The following is a 17,785-nucleotide window of genomic DNA, read 5'->3' on the forward strand; positions in this document are numbered from 1 at the left end:
AGTGGCCTGGCTGTTCCTGCTGGTCGCCGCCGGGTTCGAAGTGACGTTCGCCATGGGCATGAAATACGCCGAAGGCTTCACCCGCTTGTGGCCGTCGCTGATCACCGTGGTCGCGGCCGTGGGCGGGATCTACTTCCTGACCCTGGCCATGCGCGAATTGCCGGTGAGCATTGCCTACCCGATCTGGACGGCCATCGGTTCGCTGGGCACGGTGTTCCTGGGCTTCGCCTTGTTGGGCGAAAGCCTGACGCCGGTCAAGCTGGTGTCGGTTGCCTTGATCGTGGCGGGGGTGGCGGGCTTGAAATAGGCGTCGAGGAATGTCATAGACGCAGGGTAAAGGTCTCATCTTCGATGGCGAGGCGGGTGGCCGACTTGCACCCCAGCCTGGACCTTCCCAACGATCACAAGGATGTTTGCCCATGCCGCAGGAAACCGCCACGCGCTACCCCTTGGTATTGGTCCCGGGCATGCTCGGCTTTGTTCGTCTGCTGGTGTACCCCTACTGGTACGGGATCATCCCGGCGTTGCGCCGGGGTGGCGCCCTGGTGTTCGCCGTGCAGGTTTCGCCAGTGAACTCCAATGAAGTCCGCGGCGAAGAACTGCTGATGCAAATCGAGGACATCGTGCGTGAAACCGGAGCCGGCAAGGTCAATCTGATTGGCCACAGCCAGGGTGCGCTGACCGCCCGATACGCGGCGGCCAAGCGTCCGGACCTGGTGGCCTCGGTGACGTCGGTCGCCGGCCCCAACCATGGCTCGGAACTGGCGGATTACCTGCACCGGCACTACCCGCCCGACAGTGCGAAAGGCCGTGTCCTGAGTGCGGTACTGCGCATGGTCGCGTGGGTGATGGGCGTGCTGGAAACCGGTCATCACGTGCGCAGATGGTCGGTGGACTTGGACGCTTCGCACAACTCCCTGACGGGCGAAGGCGTGGCCCTGTTCAACCAGCGTTATCCACAGGGCTTGCCCGAGACGTGGGGTGGACAGGGGCCTGAGTGGGTCAACGGTGTGCGCTACTACTCCTGGTCCGGCACCTTGCAACCCGGCAAGACCGACCGGGCTGGCAACCTGTTGGACGGCACCAACCGTAGCTGCCGCTTGTTCGCTCACACCTTTGTCCGCGAGGCCGGGCAGTGCGACGGCATGGTCGGGCGATACAGCTCGCACCTGGGGACGGTGATTGGCGATGACTACCCGCTGGATCATTTCGACATTGTTAACCAGTCGCTGGGGCTGGTGGGCAAAGGTGCCGATCCGGTACGCCTGTTTGTCGAGCATGCCCGGCGGTTGAAAGCGGCGGGTGTATAGCCGCTTTTGTGGCGAGGCAGCTTGCTCCCGCTCGAGCGCGAAACAGTCGCAAAACCAGTCGAGCCGAGACGCAGTCTTCAGGGCGACTGCGCACCCCAGCGGGAGCAAACTCCCTCGCCACAGAAGATCAAGCGCGACCGAGCACCGTGGTCCAGCGTTCGGACAACAGCACCCCGCCCAATGTCATCAGCCCGCCCACGAGGTGGTACAGCGCCAACTGCTCATGCAGGACGACGGCAGCAATCAGGGCGGTGATCAATGGCAGCAGGTTGAAAAACAGGGTGGTCCGGCTCGGCCCCAGGCGCACCACTGCCTGCATCCACGCCAGGGGCGCGACCATCGAGGCGAGCAGGCAGGCGTAGAGCACCAGTGGGATGTTCTGCAAGGTCGGGCCGACCTTGGGCGAGGCCACGAACAGCGGAAACAGCACCACCACCGCCACCAGCACCTGTAGGTAGAGCAGCACCAGGGGCGGCAGGCGCAGCTGCCATTTCTTCAGCAGGGTGCTGTAGATCGCGTAGGCCAGGGTCGCGATCAGCATCATCGCATCACCGAGATTGACCCCGTGCTCCAGCAGCGCGCCGAGGCTGCCGGACGAGATCACCACCAGCACCCCGGCCAAGGACAGTACCGCCCCCGCCAGCGCACCGGCCGTCAGCCGTTGGCCAAGACTGACGATCGCCATGGCCAATGACATCAACGGCATCAGTGACAGGATGATGCCCATGTTGGTGGCCGTGGTCAGGGCGGCGGCGAAGTACGCCAGGCTTTGATACACCGCCATGCCCAGTACGCCGAGGATGAAGATCCTGGTCAGGTTCGGACGAATCACTGGCCAATGGTTGATCACCGGTTTGAGCATGAATGGCGTGAACAGTATCCCGGCGAGCAGCCAGCGATAGAAACCGATCTCGGCGGGGAAAATCGCACCGGCCGACATTTTGGTGATCACGGTGTTGCCGGCCCAGATGAAAATGGCCAGCAGGGGATAAGCGTATTGCATGGGAAAAACCAGAACGTTGATGAAGCGCGATTATCCCCTGTCTGGATCAATGCCTATACTTCGATCCAGACAACCCGCCCTTGAATCCGGACAGCATGAACAGAAAGCCTATCGATCTGCTGGATTTCAGCGGTTTACCGGCGCCGGTGTACTTCCGCTACGCCGACTTCGACGCCCACAGCCACGCATTGGCCCATCGCCACCCCTGGGGCACCCTCGAGTATTCGGCGCACGGCGTGATGCACATGGACATCGCCGGCAGTCGCTTCATGTCGCCCCCGCAGTACGCGGTGTGGGTGCCGCCGCACACCGAGCACAGCTTTTACAGCGCTCAACCGATCACCTACCGCGCGGTGTGCCTGGCACCGGAGATCTGCCGTGATCTGCCGCAGCAGGCCTGCACCCTGGCGATCAGCGACATCCTCAAGGCGATCCTCAAGGACTTTGCCGCCCGTGACGTGAAGATCGCGCAGCACCCAGCCGACGTTCGCCTGGTCCAGGTGCTGGTGGACCAGTTGCACCTGGCGCCGGTGCATGAGTGTTACTTGCCTTACGCCAGCAGCGCCGGACTGCTGGGCATACTGGAAGCCTTGCAGGCCGACCCGGGGGACAATCGGCCATTGGCGCAATGGGCTGAGCAGATCCACGTCAGTGAGCGAACCCTGGCGCGTCAGTGTGTGCGTGAGCTGGGCATGAGCTTCGGCGAATGGCGTCAGCGCCTGCGGTTCCTGGCCTCGATCGAGGCGCTGGACAGTCCTCGCAGCATTCAGGAAATCGCCTTCGACATGGGCTACAGCACGGCCTCGGCGTTTATTGCGATGTTTCAGCGCCAGGCCGGTTGCACCCCCGAGCACTATCGCCGCACCAGCCTGGATAGTTGATGAACCTGTTGCAGGCTTTATCTACACTCAGACCCCACGGTCTGTCGACACAATACCTAGTGCTGACATCCGAACGCTGGCAGACTGCCGGTCCTTTCACGCCGTTTGTTTTGAGGCTGTATGCCAACGTTTTCTCAGCGTCACGTGTTGCTGTCAGTCAGTTGGGTAATCATTTTTGGTGGTTTGTTGCTGGTATTGCCGCTGCGACTTCTGCCGAGCCTGCTGGCCGGATTACTGGTGTTCGAGCTGGTCAACATGCTCACGCCACAGCTGCAACGGCTGATAGAGGGGCGGCGAGCACGCTGGCTCGCCGTGGCGTTGCTCGGCACCCTGGTGGTCAGTGTGCTGGCGTTGATCTTTGCCGGCGCGTTCAGCTTTTTGTTGCATGAGGCGGAAAACCCCGGGGCCTCCCTGGACAAATTCATGGGCGTGGTCGACAAGGCGCGCGGGCAACTGCCACCGTTCGTCGACGCCTACCTGCCCGCCAGTGCCGCGGAGTTTCGCGTGGCCATCGGTGAATGGCTGAGCAAACACCTGAGTGATCTGCAACTGGTGGGCAAGGACGCGGCGCACATGTTCGTCACGCTGCTGATCGGCATGGTGCTGGGGGCGATCATTGCCTTGCAGAGCATGCCGGATGTCACCAAGCGCAAACCCTTGGCCGCCGCCCTGTTCGATCGCCTGCACCTGCTGGTGCAAGCCTTTCGCAATATCGTCTTCGCCCAGATCAAGATCTCCCTGCTCAATACCGTGTTCACCGGGATCTTCCTGGCGGTGGTGCTGCCGATGTTCGGGATCCAGCTGCCGTTGACCAAGACCCTGATCGTGCTGACGTTCCTGTTGGGCCTGCTGCCGGTGATCGGCAACCTGATCTCCAACACACTGATCACCATCGTCGGTTTGTCATTGTCGATCTGGGTGGCCGTCGCGGCGCTGGGTTACCTGATTGTTATCCACAAGCTGGAGTACTTCCTCAACGCGCGGATCGTCGGCGGGCAGATCAGTGCCAAGTCGTGGGAGTTACTGCTGGCGATGCTGGTGTTCGAGGCCGCGTTCGGCCTGCCGGGGGTGGTGGCAGGGCCGATTTACTACGCGTACCTGAAGAGTGAGTTGAAGCAGGCGGGGTTGGTTTAACTGCTCCATGATTGTTCCCACGAGCGTGGGAACAATCATGGAGGGGGCATTAGGCCAATGTGCCGTAACGCTTCATGGCGTCGATCGCCAGACCGCTGCCAATGCTGCCAAAGATGTTCCCTTCCACATGGCGCGCGTTCGGCAGCATGGCCGAGACGCTGTTGCGCAAGGCCGGGATCCCGCTCGAACCGCCGGTGAAGAACACCGTGTCGACGTGCTCGACACCCACGTTGGCGTCGCTCAGCAGTTGGGTCACGCTGTTGCGCACACGCTCGAGCAAGCCATCGATGGCCGATTCGAACAGTGCCCGGCTCAGCTCCACACTCAAACCCGACTCGATGCGATCCAGCGGCACATGCCGGTTGTCCGCGTGGGTCAGCTGGATCTTGGTTTCCTCGACTTCCATCGCCAGCCAGTGCCCGGCGCGTTGCTCAATCAACTTGAACAGACGGTCGATGCCACCGGTGTCCTCGATGTCGTAGCGCATGCTGCCCAGGGCAATCTGGGATTTTTGCGAGTAGACCGAGTTGATGGTGTGCCAGGTCGCCAGGTTCATGTGGTGACTGGTGGGCATGTAGGCGCCGCTCTTCATCCGGCTGCCGTAGCCGAACATCGGCATCACGCCTTGCAGGCTCAGCTGCTTGTCGAAGTCGGTCCCGCCGACGTGTACGCCACCGGTGGCGAGGATGTCGTCCTGGCGCTGGTCCAGGCCACGGCGCTCGGGTGACAGGCGCACCAGCGAGAAGTCGGAGGTACCACCGCCGATGTCGACAATCAGTACCAGCTCTTCTTTCTCGATGGTCGACTCGTAGTCGAAGGCGGCGGCAATCGGTTCGTACTGGAACGACACTTCCTTGAAGCCGATCTTGCGCGCCACGTCCACCAGCGTGTCTTCGGCTTCCTTGTCGGCGACCGGGTCATCGTCGACGAAGAACACCGGACGCCCCAGCACCACTTCTTCGAACTCCCGACCGGCTTCGGCTTCGGCGCGCTGCTTCAGTTGGCCGATGAACAGCCCCAGCAGGTCCTTGAACGGCATGGCCGTGCCCAGCACGCTGGTGTCGTGCTTGATCAGCCTGGAACCCAGCAGGCTCTTGAGCGAGCGCATCAGGCGGCCTTCATAGCCCTCCAGGTACTCGTGCAGCGCCAGGCGGCCGTACACCGGACGGCGTTCTTCGATGTTGAAGAAGACCACCGAAGGCAGGGTGATCTTGTCGTCCTCCAGCGCGATCAGCGTTTCCATGCCGGGGCGTAGCCAGCCGACAGTGGAGTTGGACGTGCCGAAGTCGATACCGCAGGCACGGGCCGCAGATGCGTTTTTCATGTCTTTCGAGTTCCGGTTAAAAAACGGCCGCGCAGTGTATGCCAGTGCGGCACAGAACCGAAGGCCGACTATCCGCTAAATCTCAGCTTTCCGCGCCTTGAAAGACTATCCTTGCTCCCCAAACTTACAGGCATGGCTTGGCAGCCACTGCGCGATCAACGGATTCGCCCGGCTGCCGATAAATTTCTGACGCGCTGTCCGGTCACAACCCTGAGATCGGTCAAGCCTGCTGCGACCCATCGGTGCAAGCTGGCAGGCGGCGCGATATCGATAACGGATGGTGATTCGAGCGATGGACTTCAAAGACTATTACAAGATACTCGGTGTGGAGCCGACCGCTGACGACAAGGCGATCAAGGCCGCCTATCGCAAGCTGGCGCGCAAGTACCACCCCGATGTCAGCAAGGAAAAGGACGCTGAAGCCAAGTTCAAGGACGCCTCGGAGGCGTATGAAGCGCTGAAAAGCGCCGACAAACGCGCCGAATACGATGACTTGCGCCGTTACGGCCAGCATGGCCAGCCGTTCCAGGGACCGCCGGGCTGGCAGAGCCGTGGCGGTTATGGTGGTGGTCAGGACGCCGGTGACTTCTCGGACTTCTTCAGTTCGATCTTTGGTAATCGTGGCCCCGGCTTCGGTGGTGGACAGTCCGGCCGTAGCGCCGGTCGTCGAGGGCAGGACGTGGAAATGGAACTGGCGGTTTTTCTCGAAGAAACCCTGTCGAGCGAGTCGAAGAAGATCAGTTTCCAGGTGCCGCAGTACAACGCTGCCGGTCAGCACGTCAGCAACACCAGCAAGAGCCTGAACGTGAAGATCCCGGCCGGTGTCACCGATGGCGAGCGCATCCGGCTCAAGGGCCAGGGCGCACCGGGTATCGGTGGTGGCGCCAATGGCGACCTGTACCTGACCATTCGCTTTGCACCGCACCGGAAATTTGATGTGGAAGGCGAAAACCTGATCATCACCTTACCGATGGCACCGTGGGAACTGGCGCTGGGTACCGAGGTGGCAGTACCGACCCTGACCGGCAAGATCAACCTGAAAGTCCCGGCCGGGAGCCAGAACGGCCAGCGCATGCGCGCCAAGGGCCATGGCCTGCTGAACAAGGCGGGCGAACGCGGCTACCTGTTCGTGCAACTGAAGGCGGTGATGCCCAAGCACAGCGACGACGAGGTCAAGGCCTTGTGGCAGGAACTGGCGAAGAAGGCGGCGTTCAATCCGCGAGAACACTTTTGATCGGCGCGCATTCCAGCGCTTGAGCAATGGAGTCATTGACTATGAGCAGTCCCCTGATCGTTCAACTGGACATGGCAGAATTCTGTGAGGCGACCGGTTTACCCGACGTCTACGTGATCGAAATCGTCGAACACGGCATTCTCGAACCTCAGGGCGCACAGCCCGGGGAGTGGCGTTTCAACGACGTCGAACTGGCCTTGGCCAAACGCGCCGCGAAATTGCGGCGCGACCTGGAGCTGGAATGGGAAGGCGTCGCCCTGGCGCTGGACCTGCTTGAAGAAGTGCAGCAGTTGCGTGCCGAGAACCGGATGCTCAAGCAGCGGTTGGGGCGGCTGGTGGTGGAGTAGGCCGGATCGGGCGGCGCCGTTTGCCGCCCGTCTTTGCAGGGGCCATCGTTGCGGGTGGTACATACATATTTTCAGTATTCGAATAGTCGGCAGTTAACACTTGTCTTAGGTGTTTTATGCGTGGCTATTTGGTTTATTTATAGGGGTGGATTTTTAGTAAGTTTGGCACTCTTTAACGTGTGTTGAGAGATCCAGACAATGATTAAGTTAAATAAGTTATCTGCAAGTAGCGGTGTTGCCGCGCGCCCTGGATATATGGGTTCGCACTATGAATTCATCAGGAATAAACTGCCTGCCTGGCTGCTGGAGACTGCATCGCATCGGCGAAAGGTCTTGCGCGATATTGGGCTATTGAGCCCAGGACGGCATAAACATGCCGCGCAGAATCTTCTGGATGCCTTTAAATACAGCAGTCAGCAGAGTTGGACTTCGCAGAACTCAGTCGATCGGCTGCTGCTTGACCTCAAGGACGCCAAGGCCTTTGCCCGTCCACTCCTGCAGGCTGCGATCCTGGAGAAGTTCAAGGTTTCGGTTGATGTAGACAAGACGTTATTGAGGCACTCGGTAGCGAGCCCTGAACCTTTTGCCGATGCCATAGTGTTAAAAAGCAGCCTGCTGGACGCGGCCTTGCACAACTTTACCGAAGACGACGAAACGGATGCCTTTATCGCCACAAGGACCCGGAGCGGTAAAGCATTATTCCTTTCGCCGCACGGTGCACTGCCTTTTACCGTTGAACAGTTTGCCGGGTTGTGTCGAGAGTTGGACCTGGGGGGTAAATATCAGGCGCATATCAATACGGTATTGGGGGTGGGCGACGTGGTGGCGGAGGGCGTCTTGAACGCTCGGGTCCGCCTTAGCCAACAGCATGCGTTTAGTGCGGCAATCGATCTTGCACGACTCCAGGGGAACATCGATGGGGGCCATCGGGACGGCAGTGTTTATCGCCTACTGGCGAAGGTCACGGAACAGCCGAATAACCTGATGCTGGATGGGAAACCTGTTCAGTTCAATGGTTTGAAGTTGCTCGGCGACACCGAGCTGCTCGGGGTCCTGCTGATCGGGCCTGATCGGATCAGCAGTGATCACGTGCAGCGCCTGGTTGTTTACATCCCCCATGACCCCATCAGTCCGATCAGGGAGTACGCATCCGCACAGCAATTTCATTACCATCTGCGTGAGCAACTGCGGGACCCTGCTTATCAGACGTTTTTCAGTCGGTTTGTGAAGCAGGAGGATAAGGCGCGTTTTTTCAAACGGTTGAATGAGCGCCTGACACCGCTCAAGCGGCAACCGAACAGCAATGTGTATGTAAACACCCCTGATCCGGATGCCAGGATCCATATGGAGGAAACGCCGGTCCGAGGAGAGCTGTGGGGATTTCTCTTCGACCAGCAACTGAACAAACTCCTCAACGATGCAAAGTGTGTTGCGGTGTCCACGGCCGATGTCGATGCACAGGCCCGTCACGACAAATTGTTTGGCTATCTAGGGATTGCGCTGTCCGTTTTCAACGTTGTTGCGTTGTTCGTTCCGCCCTTGGGTGTCGCGATGATGGCGGTCATGGCCGCTCAATTGACCGATGAGTTGGTAGAGGGCATCGAGTCACTGGCGCAGGGCGACAGGGACGAGGGCTTTACGTATCTGATGGATGTTGCGCAAAACATTGCTCAGCTTGCCCTCATGTCGGCGGTGGGGGCGGAGAACGCTGAACCCGTGACGGGCCTCAAGCGCTCTCCTTTTTTTGATTCGTTGAAAGAGGTCACCTTGCCGAACGGAGAGACGCGTTTGTGGAAGCCCGATCTCGCCGCCTACGAGCAGAAGGGAAGCCTGCCGCAGGACCTCAAGCCCGATGAATCTGGCCTGCTGCGACACGATGGCCAAGTGTTTTTGACGCTGGGCGGCAAACGCTACGGAGTGAAAAAGGATCCGGTCAGCGGTCAATACAGAATTGCACATCCTGACCGGGCAAATGCCTATGCACCCAAGCTGAACCATAATGGCCACGGCGCCTGGAGCCATGAAGTGGAGCAGCCGCGGACCTGGACGGAGCCCGAGCTCATGAGGCGCCTGGGGCCGCGCGTCAGCGAGTTCAGCGATACGGAGCTTGTGCAGATTCGCCGTGTCAGCGGCGTCGATGAAAGCGTCCTGCGCAAGATGTACGTCGAAAACGAGCCACCCGCGCCGATCCTGGTGGATACGATCAGCCGATTCGATGCCTACAGGCAGGTCGAGAACTTTATCGCCGACATGAAGAGCGACTTACCCGTCGGGCCGGCAACGGATCATTCGATCAATCAACTGCATGTCATGACGCGTTATGGCAAGTGGCCGGACACGGTGTCGATACGGATCATTGATGGGCAGGCACAGACGCTCTGGGAATACGTCAATCCACGGGGCGCACCGGACAAGACACGGATCGTGCAGATACATGATGTGCAGATACGTGGCGGGCGTCTGCTGAGAACGCTCCTGGAGTGCCTCGATGAAAATGAAACCAATGTTGTGCTTGGTCACAGGTCTGGAACCCCCCGCGATACTCTGGATATCCGCATCAAGACACTGCGCGAGAACCTCGCCAAGGTTGCCGAGCGCCATGAAGCCGAGTTCTTCAATGATGTCTACAACGCCAGGAGCGGGAGCAGCGATCCACGACTCAATTTGATCAAATCGCGCTTTTCCAACGTGCCCACGAGCGTGATTGAACAGTTGCTGGTCGAAGCCAACAGTACTGAACGACAGCAAATGGCCAAATGGGATTTCACCAACAAGTTGCAAACCAAGCCCATCCCCCTGCGCCTGGCCGAGGAGTTGCGCTGGATCCAGCGCGAAGTGCGTGTGTCGCGAGCGTATGAAGGGCTATATCTGGACGCGTTGATGAATCGGGACGCAGAGGCGCTTGCGCTCAACTCGCTCAGTAAGCTGCCAGGCTGGACCCATGACTTGCGGGTAGAAGTTCGAGACGGCTCGTTCAGCGGGGAGTTGCGAGCCAGTGTCGGCCCGCAAGCGGCCGGCAGCCGGAAGGTTCTGCTGCGCAATGAGGAGGGACGGTATGAGGTCCGTGACCAGGAGGATGGTCATTTACATGGCGCCGATGATTTCTATGCAGCGCTTCAGCATGCCTTGCCGGATACGCAGCGCCAGGCGATAGGCTTGCCTCATGTGGGGCAAGGGCCAGAGTTGAAAGCGTTGATCAGACAGCATGTGCTGGCTCGCGGTGAATTGCGCTCGCTGTTGGGCATGCAGCCAATCAGGCCTGGGTTCAGGGCGCCTCAGCGCTGGGCCGATGGTCGCCTGGGGTATCCGCTGAGTGGGCGGGGGGCGGGCATGAATCCGCGCCAGGCAGTGGATAAGGCGCGAGTACTCAAGCTTTTTCCCGGCTTCACCGATGGGCAGGTCGAGCGTTTTCTGACGATGTTGGGAGCCGAGCGTGAGCTGTATCTGGTTAATTTTGAGGCCGAGTATCAAGGCCTCCTGGCTTGGTCGGAGCAATGGCTGTCGACACCTTCCACGCGTGTTTTGTTCGATGGCAGTGTCGTGGCGGTCGAGCAGTATGAAAAACAAGTGGTGGTTGAGTTACTCAAGCGCAGTTGGCAAAAGCAGACCGCCAGGTACAGTGCTTTTGGTTACCCTCGGGGGTACGAACTGGTTCTGCGAGGACGGACAGTCGGGGCACTGCCGGCTCTGGAGGCATACTTTACCGGTGTGGAATTTGTCGACTTGAGCGGCATGGATCTCGTGGCGACGCCGAATGAGTTTCTCGATTCATTTCCCGATGTTCGATGGTTGTATCTCAGGGGTAATCGACTGGCCGATATTCCCGCGCAACTGGGCAGTATGCGCAATCTGGTCGGCCTGGATCTTTCAAGTAACAACATCAGGTTAACCCCCGATGCCGCCGCTTTGATTTCCGGTCTGAGTGATCTCAAAAAACTGCAGCTCAGCCATAATCCGTTGGAGCGTACTCCGGATTTCAGTCAAATGGTTGAGCTGACCGAAGTCCGGTTGCAGGCCACCGGGATCAGGCAATGGCCTAGCGGGCTCGAACATCTACGGCGACTGGAACTACTCGATCTGCGTGATAACCAGCTCACTTCGTTTCCCGATTGGGCGGTGAATCCCCCTCCTGAACAGGCCGCGGCGATCAATCGGCTATTGAGTGTCACAGAACTGAACGGCAACCCGCTTTCCGAACAGGGTGTACAACAGTATGCGGACATTCTGCAGCGCATTTACCTGGAGAATAGCGACGCCGGCGTGATGCCGGTCCCCGTCGATCTGCCAGCTGCTCGTGGCGCCGAAGGAGGCGTGCTGGCACCGTCGGTGCAACGGGTCGATCGATGGCTACGGGATATTCCTGTCAGTCAATACACGGCAAGGAAGGAGTTGTGGACGCTCCTCGACAGTGAGGCCATCGAACGAGAGGCGGCCGGAGGTGAGGCCGGCCGTGCGGTCAGTGAAAGCGAAGAGTTTTTCCGGTTACTGGAAAAATTGAGCCAGACGGCGGAGTACAAAAAGGCTTATCCCGACCTGCAAGCTCGAGTCTGGACCGTACTGGAAGCGGCTGGCGACACTGCGCAGTTGCGAGAGGAGCTATTCAGGACGGCCGGAGAGCCAGAAACCTGCAGTGATCGAGCGGCCCTGATGTTTAGCGACCTGGAAGTTAAGGTGCAGATTCACAAAGCCTTGGCACATGCAGGAGACAAGGGTGCAGGCCCTGAACTGCTCAAATTGGCCAAAGGGTTGTTCCGCCTGGATGAGGTTGAGGCTTTTGCGCTCAAGGATGTAAAAGAGCGCGTTGTCGCGATCATGCGTTCCGGTTTAACCAAACGCGAAACTGGCAGGCAACTGATATTGATGGATCAAATTGAAGTTCGGCTGTCCTACCGGGTGAGCCTCAGGGAAAAACTGGATTTACCGGGTCAGCCTACCCAGGCGCAATACACCGGCTTGCAATACGTGTCTGGCGATAAGCTGGCGGCAGCAGAGCAACATGTGAACAGCCTGAAAGCCTCAAAGGCAGAAACGGATTCAATTGCGCGCCGTGATTTCTGGACTGAGTACCTGAAAGAGAAATACAGCTCCAGGTTCAACCTGGCCTATGAGTCAATCAATGAGCGCCTGGAGCAGCTTGAGTTCGCCAAGGGAACGATGACCAGTGGTCACTACAATACGCAGTCCAGTGCGCTGGCTGCCGAGGCCGAAGTGGTGGAGCGAAAGCTGATCAATTTGTTGACGCCTCAAGAAATACTCGACCTTGAAGAGGAGGTTAACGAGGGGTGAGGCGGCGTGCTGGCTAAATCGGGCCCCGAAGGCTGGCAGTCGAGCATTCGGGGCTTTTTTGCCGGGCTAGAACAAGAAGTAGCGCTGCGCCATAGGCAACACATCCGCCGGTTCGCACCACAGCAACTCCCCGTCAGCCTTGACCTGATAAGTCTGCGGATCGACCTCGATGCTCGGCAGATAGTCGTTGTGGATCAGGTCGGTTTTCTGCACATCGCGACAACCTTTGACCACGGCGATTTTCTTCTTCAAGCCCAACGCCTCAGGAAGACCTGCGTCGTGGGCGGCCTGGCTGATGAAGGTCAGGCAGGTCGCGTGCAGCGAGCCACCAAAGCTTGCAAACATCGGGCGGTAGTGCACCGGTTGCGGCGTCGGGATCGAGGCGTTGGCGTCGCCCATCAGGCTGGCGGCGATGGCGCCGCCCTTGAGGATCAGCGTCGGCTTCACCCCGAAAAACGCCGGTCGCCACAGCACCAGGTCGGCCCACTTGCCCACTTCGATCGAGCCGACTTCATGGCTGATGCCGTGGGTGATCGCCGGGTTGATGGTGTACTTGGCGATGTAGCGTTTGGCGCGGAAGTTGTCGTTGCCCTCGCCATCTCCCGGTAGCGGGCCGCGCTGCTTTTTCATCTTGTCGGCGGTCTGCCAGGTGCGGGTGATGACTTCGCCGACCCGGCCCATGGCCTGGCTGTCGGAGCTGATCATCGAGAACGCGCCGAGGTCGTGGAGGATGTCTTCGGCGGCGATGGTTTCACGGCGGATGCGGCTTTCGGCGAAGGCCACGTCTTCGGCAATGCTCGGGTCCAGATGGTGACAGACCATCAGCATGTCGAGGTGTTCGTCGATGGTGTTGCGGGTGAACGGTCGGGTCGGGTTGGTCGAGCTTGGCAACACGTTGGTGAGACCGCAGGCCTTGATGATGTCCGGCGCGTGGCCGCCACCGGCACCTTCAGTGTGGTAGGTGTGGATGGTCCGGCCCTTGAACGCGGCGAGGGTGGTCTCGACGAAGCCCGACTCGTTGAGGGTGTCGGTGTGAATCGCCACTTGCACGTCGTACTGGTCGGCAACGTTCAGGCAGTTGTCGATGCTGGCCGGGGTGGTGCCCCAATCTTCGTGCAACTTGAGACCGATGGCGCCGGCCTTGACCTGCTCGATCAGCGGCTCCGGCAGGCTGGCGTTGCCCTTGCCGGTGAGGCCGATGTTCATCGGGAAGGCATCGGCCGCCTGAAGCATCCGCGCCAGGTGCCAGGGGCCCGGGGTGCAGGTGGTGGCGTTGGTGCCGGTCGCCGGCCCCGTGCCGCCACCGATCATGGTGGTGACGCCGCTCATCAGCGCTTCTTCGATCTGTTGCGGGCAGATGAAGTGGATGTGGGTGTCGATGCCGCCCGCCGTGAGGATCATGCCTTCGCCGGCGATCACTTCGGTGCTGGCGCCAATGGCGATGTCGACGTTGGGCTGGATGTCCGGGTTGCCCGCCTTGCCAATTGCTGCGATGCGTCCGTCCTTGAGGCCGACGTCAGCCTTGACGATGCCCCAGTGGTCGATGATCAAAGCGTTGGTGATCAGGGTGTCGACAACATCGGCAGCCAGTAACTGGCTCTGCCCTTGACCGTCGCGGATCACCTTGCCGCCGCCGAACTTCACTTCTTCGCCGTAGGTGGTGAAGTCCTTTTCGACCTCGATCCACAGCTCGGTATCGGCCAGGCGGACCTTGTCACCTACGGTGGGGCCGAACATGTCGGCATAGGCTTGTCTTGAGATTTTCATGTGCTTGCCTTGAAAGTGAGGTGCGGCAGTCCGCGTTCGGGCGCAGCAGTCGTGGAATCGGCCATCCCGGTTAATCAGATAGATCGCGTCTACGGTTTTTTGCGAGCGCTTCGCACTCGAGCGGGAGCAAGCTCCCTCGCCACGGGAAGCCTGTCAGTCGAGGTCACCCATGATCCGCCCGGCAAAACCGAACACCCGCCGATGACCGGCCAGGTCCACCAGTTCGACTTCCCGACGTTGGCCCGGCTCAAAGCGCACGGCAGTGCCGGCGGGGATGTTCAGGCGCATGCCGCGGCTGGTGGCGCGGTCGAAGGCCAAGGCGTCGTTGGTTTCGAAAAAGTGGAAGTGCGATCCCACCTGGATCGGCCGGTCGCCGCTGTTGGCGACAGTCAGGCTCAGGGTGCGACGACCGACGTTGAGCTCGATGTCGCCGGGCGCGATCTGGTATTGGCCAGGAATCATTCAGGTTGCCCCAGGGTCTTGAAGTAGATGGCGGTCGGGGTGTAGCGACCGTCCGGGCTTTGGCAGTAGTTGGGCAGTTCGCCGACACGGGTGTAGCCCAGAGACTGATAAAACGCCTCGGCCGGCGAACCGGCTTCGGTGTCGAGGTACAACAGGCCGCGTTGATGCTGGCGCGCGGCGAGCTCCAGGGTGCTCATCAGCTGTTGGCCAAGCCCACGGCGCCGCGCCTCGTAGAGCACTTGCAGCTTTTGCACCTCGGCGCGGTTGCGACCATTGGCTTTCTGGCACAGGCTCAGTTGCACACTGGCCAGGATCCTCTCCTCATCCACCACCACCCACAGCAACAGGCTGCCGCTCTCAAGGTCAGCCTGCAGCGCCTTGATGTAGGCGCGGGCCTGGTTGTCGTCGAGGTCGGCCATGAAGCCAATCGAGGCGCCGTGATTGACGGCATCGAACAGCAGCTCGGTCAGGCCCTGACGGTAGTGGGCAAAACTCTCGGCATTGACGTGTCGCAGTTGGGCGGCGTTCATGGTGTTTCACTCCTTGTGAAAGACCGGTGGCTGGGCACCGGGGTCGAGGGTCAATTGCATGAAAGTCAGGTCCAGCCAACGGCCAAACTTGGTGCCCACTTGTGGCATCTGCCCGGTGATGACGAAGCCCGCACGCTCATGCAGGCGAATCGAAGCGGCGTTGCCACTTTCGATGGCGGCGACCATCACGTGTTTGCCGCAGTCCCTGGCCCGCTCGATCAGCACGTCCATCAGGCGAGGACCAAGACCATGGCCGCGTTGGTCGCTGCGTACGTACACCGAGTGCTCGACGGTGTGGCGGAAACCGTCGAAGGGTCGCCAGTCGCCGAATGAGGCATAGCCGAGTACGTTGTGGTCGGCGTCGACGATCACCAGGATCGGATAGCCCTGGGATTGGCGGGCGACGAACCAGGCCTGGCGATTGTCCAGGTCCACGGCCTGTTCGTTCCAGATGGCCGTGGTGTTCAGGACCGCATCGTTGTAGATGTCACGGATCGCCGGCAGGTCGTCATGCAGGGCGTCGCGGATGTGAAAAGTCATGGCGCGGTCTCAGGCGATGGGTTGGTGGACGGTGACCAGTTTGGTGCCGTCGGGAAAGGTGGCTTCGACCTGGATCTCCGGGATCATTTCCGGGATGCCTTGCATCACCTGTTCGCGGGTCAGCAGGGTGGTGGCGTAATGCATCAACTCGGCGACTGTCTGGCCGTCACGCGCGCCTTCGAGCAGCGCCGCACTGATGTAGGCCATGGCTTCCGGGTAGTTGAGTTTCACACCACGGGCCAATCGTCGTTCGGCGACCAGGCCGGCCGTGAAGATCAGCAGTTTGTCTTTTTCGCGCGGGGTCAGGTCCATGGGCAATCCATCAAGGCAGATAAAAAATGGGGATCTGCAAATGCAGGCAATAGCATGAGTCAGGTGTTCCATATTCTTGGCGGCACCGCTGCGCGGCCGAGCAGGGCAGGGCGAAGCAACGTCCATAATGCAATTAGCCAGTTTCGTGCCAGCAGTGCTTCACTGGCCAGGCAGCGGGCGACCAACAGTCCGGGCAGTTGGGTCAGGTCGCCGCGCACGTCGCCGGCCAGCGAGCGGCACTGCTCGAGCAGTTCAGTGTCAATCTCTCCGGTCACCAGCAAGGTCGCCCAAACCGGCGAGCCGTCCAGCCCGATCGGCGAATCGAGCAGCCCATCCCCACCGACAATGCGCTGACGTTCATGCCAGAGCAACTGGCCGTCGCGGCGGATGTCGAGTCGTGATTGAAAGTGCCCGCACGCGAAGCGCTCGCCACTGGCCGGGCGCCCCAGGGCGACCACGTCCCAAAAGAACAACCGCGCATTGCCTTGCAGATCGATCCGGGTGGCGAGCTCGGCCTGGGCGGCGCTGAAGACGATGGTTTCCTGCGGCAGCCATTCCAGCGTGGCGCCAGCGGCCACCGTCACGTCGAGTTGCTGATAGGCGGGGGTAGCGGCGCGATACCACTTGGCGGCGCCGGGGCTGGTCAGTTGCGCCCAGGCGTCGGTGGCGACGTTGACGCTGACATCCAGTCGATCACCGCCGGCAATTCCGCCCGGCGGGTGCACGATGATGTGCTGGCACACTTGCGGGCCTTCAGCGTACAGGTGCTTTTGCACTCGCAGCGGGCCCTTGTGGCGGCGCTGGACCGGGCGCGTGCTGTCGCCGAATCGGGCGTAGCCGAGTTCCAGCTCGGCGTGCCAGCTGGGGGTGAACACGGTGTCAGGGGCAGCGGCAGTCATCTTTTCTCATTATCGTCAGGAGGTTTCAGGTTAGATCGTTACCAGCCCGCGTACACCCTCGGTTTCCATGTTTGCTCCGCGACCTTGCTGGAGGATTTCACCCCGGGACATCACCAGGTACTGATCGGCCAGTTCGGCGGCGAAATCGTAGAACTGCTCCACCAGCAAGATCGCCATGTCACCGCGAGCCGCGAGCTGCTTGATCACCGCGCCGATCTCCTTGATCACCGACGGCTGAATGCCTTCGGTGGGCTCATCGAGGATCAACAGGCGCGGCCGACTGGCCAGTGCCCTGCCGATAGCCAGTTGTTGTTGCTGGCCACCCGAGAGATCACCACCCCGGCGTTGCTTCATTTGCAGCAGCACCGGGAACAACTCATAGATGAACGCCGGTACTTCCCGGGCTTCTTTGGCGCCGAAGCGAGAAAGCCCCATCAGCAGGTTTTCTTCCACGGTCAGCCGGCCAAAGATCTCCCGGCCTTGCGGCACGTAGGCGATGCCAGCGTGCACCCGCTGGTGTGGCTTGAGCCCGGTGATGGTCTTGCCTTCCCAGTTCACCGCGCCGTCCGAGGCCGGCAGCAGGCCCATCAGGCATTTGAGCAAGGTGGTCTTGCCCACGCCGTTGCGTCCGAGCAGGCAGGTGACTTCACCGACCTTCGCCTCAAACGTCAGGCCCCGCAGGATGTGGCTACCGCCGTAGTACTGGTGCAGTTTTTCGACGTGGAGCATGTTCGAATTCTCCTCAATTCCCTGTAG

The 17,785-nt window shown here is 60.4% G+C and carries 16 protein-coding genes; 7 read left to right on the forward strand and 9 right to left on the reverse strand.

Going from position 1 to position 17,785, the window contains the following annotated elements; genetic code table 11:
• The first annotated feature begins 1 nt into the window (after position 1).
• Positions 2-307 (forward strand): multidrug efflux SMR transporter, encoded by a 306-nt coding sequence (locus CKW25_RS05535; RefSeq protein ID WP_095078187.1) that lies wholly within the window; start codon positions 2-4, stop codon positions 305-307.
• Between the two features lie 112 nt (positions 308-419).
• Positions 420-1,310 (forward strand): triacylglycerol lipase, encoded by an 891-nt coding sequence (locus tag CKW25_RS05540; RefSeq protein WP_095078188.1) that lies wholly within the window; start codon positions 420-422, stop codon positions 1,308-1,310.
• Between the two features lie 127 nt (positions 1,311-1,437).
• Here CKW25_RS05540 and CKW25_RS05545 read toward each other — a convergent pair whose 3' ends face one another.
• The gene (locus CKW25_RS05545; RefSeq protein WP_095078189.1) at positions 1,438-2,313 is read right to left on the reverse strand and encodes a DMT family transporter; all 876 of its coding nucleotides are present in this window, start codon (positions 2,311-2,313) and stop codon (positions 1,438-1,440) included.
• A gap of 95 nt (positions 2,314-2,408) precedes the next feature.
• On the opposite strand from CKW25_RS05545, the gene CKW25_RS05550 reads away from it, so the two are divergent.
• On the forward strand, positions 2,409-3,194 hold the full coding sequence (locus tag CKW25_RS05550; RefSeq protein WP_095078190.1) for a helix-turn-helix transcriptional regulator: 786 nt from the start codon (positions 2,409-2,411) through the stop codon (positions 3,192-3,194).
• Between the two features lie 120 nt (positions 3,195-3,314).
• A complete protein-coding gene (locus CKW25_RS05555) occupies positions 3,315-4,328 on the forward strand; it encodes an AI-2E family transporter (RefSeq protein WP_095078191.1) in 1,014 nt (337 codons plus the stop codon).
• A 49-nt stretch (positions 4,329-4,377) separates the two neighbouring features.
• Here CKW25_RS05555 and CKW25_RS05560 read toward each other — a convergent pair whose 3' ends face one another.
• Positions 4,378-5,652 (reverse strand): Hsp70 family protein, encoded by a 1,275-nt coding sequence (locus CKW25_RS05560; protein ID WP_095078192.1) that lies wholly within the window; start codon positions 5,650-5,652, stop codon positions 4,378-4,380.
• Positions 5,653-5,944: 292 nt separating this feature from the next.
• Here CKW25_RS05560 and CKW25_RS05565 point away from each other — a divergent pair, with 292 nt between their 5' ends.
• The 3 genes from CKW25_RS05565 to CKW25_RS05575 all read left to right on the forward strand — a co-directional run bounded on the left by CKW25_RS05565 (position 5,945) and on the right by CKW25_RS05575 (position 12,519).
• Positions 5,945-6,886, forward strand: coding sequence for a DnaJ C-terminal domain-containing protein (locus tag CKW25_RS05565; protein ID WP_095078193.1), 942 nt, complete (start codon positions 5,945-5,947; stop codon positions 6,884-6,886).
• Positions 6,887-6,927: 41 nt separating this feature from the next.
• Entirely contained in the window at positions 6,928-7,233 is a 306-nt protein-coding gene (locus CKW25_RS05570; RefSeq protein ID WP_095078194.1) for a chaperone modulator CbpM, read from the forward strand.
• A gap of 198 nt (positions 7,234-7,431) precedes the next feature.
• Entirely contained in the window at positions 7,432-12,519 is a 5,088-nt protein-coding gene (locus CKW25_RS05575) for an NEL-type E3 ubiquitin ligase domain-containing protein (RefSeq protein WP_095078195.1), read from the forward strand.
• Positions 12,520-12,585: 66 nt separating this feature from the next.
• Here CKW25_RS05575 and ureC read toward each other — a convergent pair whose 3' ends face one another.
• From ureC to urtE, 7 genes are all read right to left on the reverse strand, one after another.
• Positions 12,586-14,286 (reverse strand): urease subunit alpha, encoded by a 1,701-nt coding sequence (gene ureC / locus CKW25_RS05580; RefSeq protein ID WP_095078196.1) that lies wholly within the window; start codon positions 14,284-14,286, stop codon positions 12,586-12,588.
• Positions 14,287-14,439: 153 nt separating this feature from the next.
• Positions 14,440-14,748, reverse strand: coding sequence for an urease subunit beta (locus tag CKW25_RS26805; RefSeq protein ID WP_095078197.1), 309 nt, complete (start codon positions 14,746-14,748; stop codon positions 14,440-14,442).
• Positions 14,745-15,278 (reverse strand): N-acetyltransferase, encoded by a 534-nt coding sequence (locus tag CKW25_RS05590; RefSeq protein ID WP_095078198.1) that lies wholly within the window; start codon positions 15,276-15,278, stop codon positions 14,745-14,747. Before CKW25_RS05590 ends, CKW25_RS26805 begins: the two co-directional genes overlap by 4 nt.
• Positions 15,279-15,284: 6 nt before the next feature.
• Complete coding sequence (locus CKW25_RS05595; RefSeq protein ID WP_095078199.1) at positions 15,285-15,818, reverse strand: GNAT family N-acetyltransferase; 534 nt, start codon at positions 15,816-15,818, stop codon at positions 15,285-15,287.
• A 9-nt stretch (positions 15,819-15,827) separates the two neighbouring features.
• Positions 15,828-16,130, reverse strand: a complete 303-nt coding sequence (locus CKW25_RS05600; protein WP_095078200.1) for an urease subunit gamma — start codon at positions 16,128-16,130, stop codon at positions 15,828-15,830.
• Between the two features lie 59 nt (positions 16,131-16,189).
• A complete protein-coding gene (locus tag CKW25_RS05605) occupies positions 16,190-17,029 on the reverse strand; it encodes an urease accessory protein UreD (protein ID WP_095078201.1) in 840 nt (279 codons plus the stop codon).
• A gap of 30 nt (positions 17,030-17,059) precedes the next feature.
• A complete protein-coding gene (urtE, locus tag CKW25_RS05610; protein WP_095078202.1) occupies positions 17,060-17,758 on the reverse strand; it encodes an urea ABC transporter ATP-binding subunit UrtE in 699 nt (232 codons plus the stop codon).
• Positions 17,759-17,785: the final 27 nt, after the last annotated feature.

The sequence above is a fragment of the Pseudomonas sp. Irchel s3h17 genome, assembly GCF_900187505.1.
Classification (GTDB): domain Bacteria; phylum Pseudomonadota; class Gammaproteobacteria; order Pseudomonadales; family Pseudomonadaceae; genus Aquipseudomonas.

Coding starts and splice junctions, on each gene's coding strand:
- CKW25_RS05590 (WP_095078198.1), bottom strand. CDS start 15,278: ATGAACGCCGCCCAACTGCGACACGTCAATGCCGAGAGTTTTGCCCAC.
- CKW25_RS05550 (WP_095078190.1), top strand. CDS start 2,409: ATGAACAGAAAGCCTATCGATCTGCTGGATTTCAGCGGTTTACCGGCG.
- CKW25_RS05555 (WP_095078191.1), top strand. CDS start 3,315: ATGCCAACGTTTTCTCAGCGTCACGTGTTGCTGTCAGTCAGTTGGGTA.
- CKW25_RS05560 (WP_095078192.1), bottom strand. CDS start 5,652: ATGAAAAACGCATCTGCGGCCCGTGCCTGCGGTATCGACTTCGGCACG.
- CKW25_RS05570 (WP_095078194.1), top strand. CDS start 6,928: ATGAGCAGTCCCCTGATCGTTCAACTGGACATGGCAGAATTCTGTGAG.
- CKW25_RS05540 (WP_095078188.1), top strand. CDS start 420: ATGCCGCAGGAAACCGCCACGCGCTACCCCTTGGTATTGGTCCCGGGC.
- CKW25_RS05575 (WP_095078195.1), top strand. CDS start 7,432: ATGATTAAGTTAAATAAGTTATCTGCAAGTAGCGGTGTTGCCGCGCGC.
- CKW25_RS05565 (WP_095078193.1), top strand. CDS start 5,945: ATGGACTTCAAAGACTATTACAAGATACTCGGTGTGGAGCCGACCGCT.
- CKW25_RS05600 (WP_095078200.1), bottom strand. CDS start 16,130: ATGGACCTGACCCCGCGCGAAAAAGACAAACTGCTGATCTTCACGGCC.
- ureC (WP_095078196.1), bottom strand. CDS start 14,286: ATGAAAATCTCAAGACAAGCCTATGCCGACATGTTCGGCCCCACCGTA.
- CKW25_RS26805 (WP_095078197.1), bottom strand. CDS start 14,748: ATGATTCCTGGCCAATACCAGATCGCGCCCGGCGACATCGAGCTCAAC.
- CKW25_RS05545 (WP_095078189.1), bottom strand. CDS start 2,313: ATGCAATACGCTTATCCCCTGCTGGCCATTTTCATCTGGGCCGGCAAC.
- CKW25_RS05595 (WP_095078199.1), bottom strand. CDS start 15,818: ATGACTTTTCACATCCGCGACGCCCTGCATGACGACCTGCCGGCGATC.
- urtE (WP_095078202.1), bottom strand. CDS start 17,758: ATGCTCCACGTCGAAAAACTGCACCAGTACTACGGCGGTAGCCACATC.
- CKW25_RS05605 (WP_095078201.1), bottom strand. CDS start 17,029: ATGACTGCCGCTGCCCCTGACACCGTGTTCACCCCCAGCTGGCACGCC.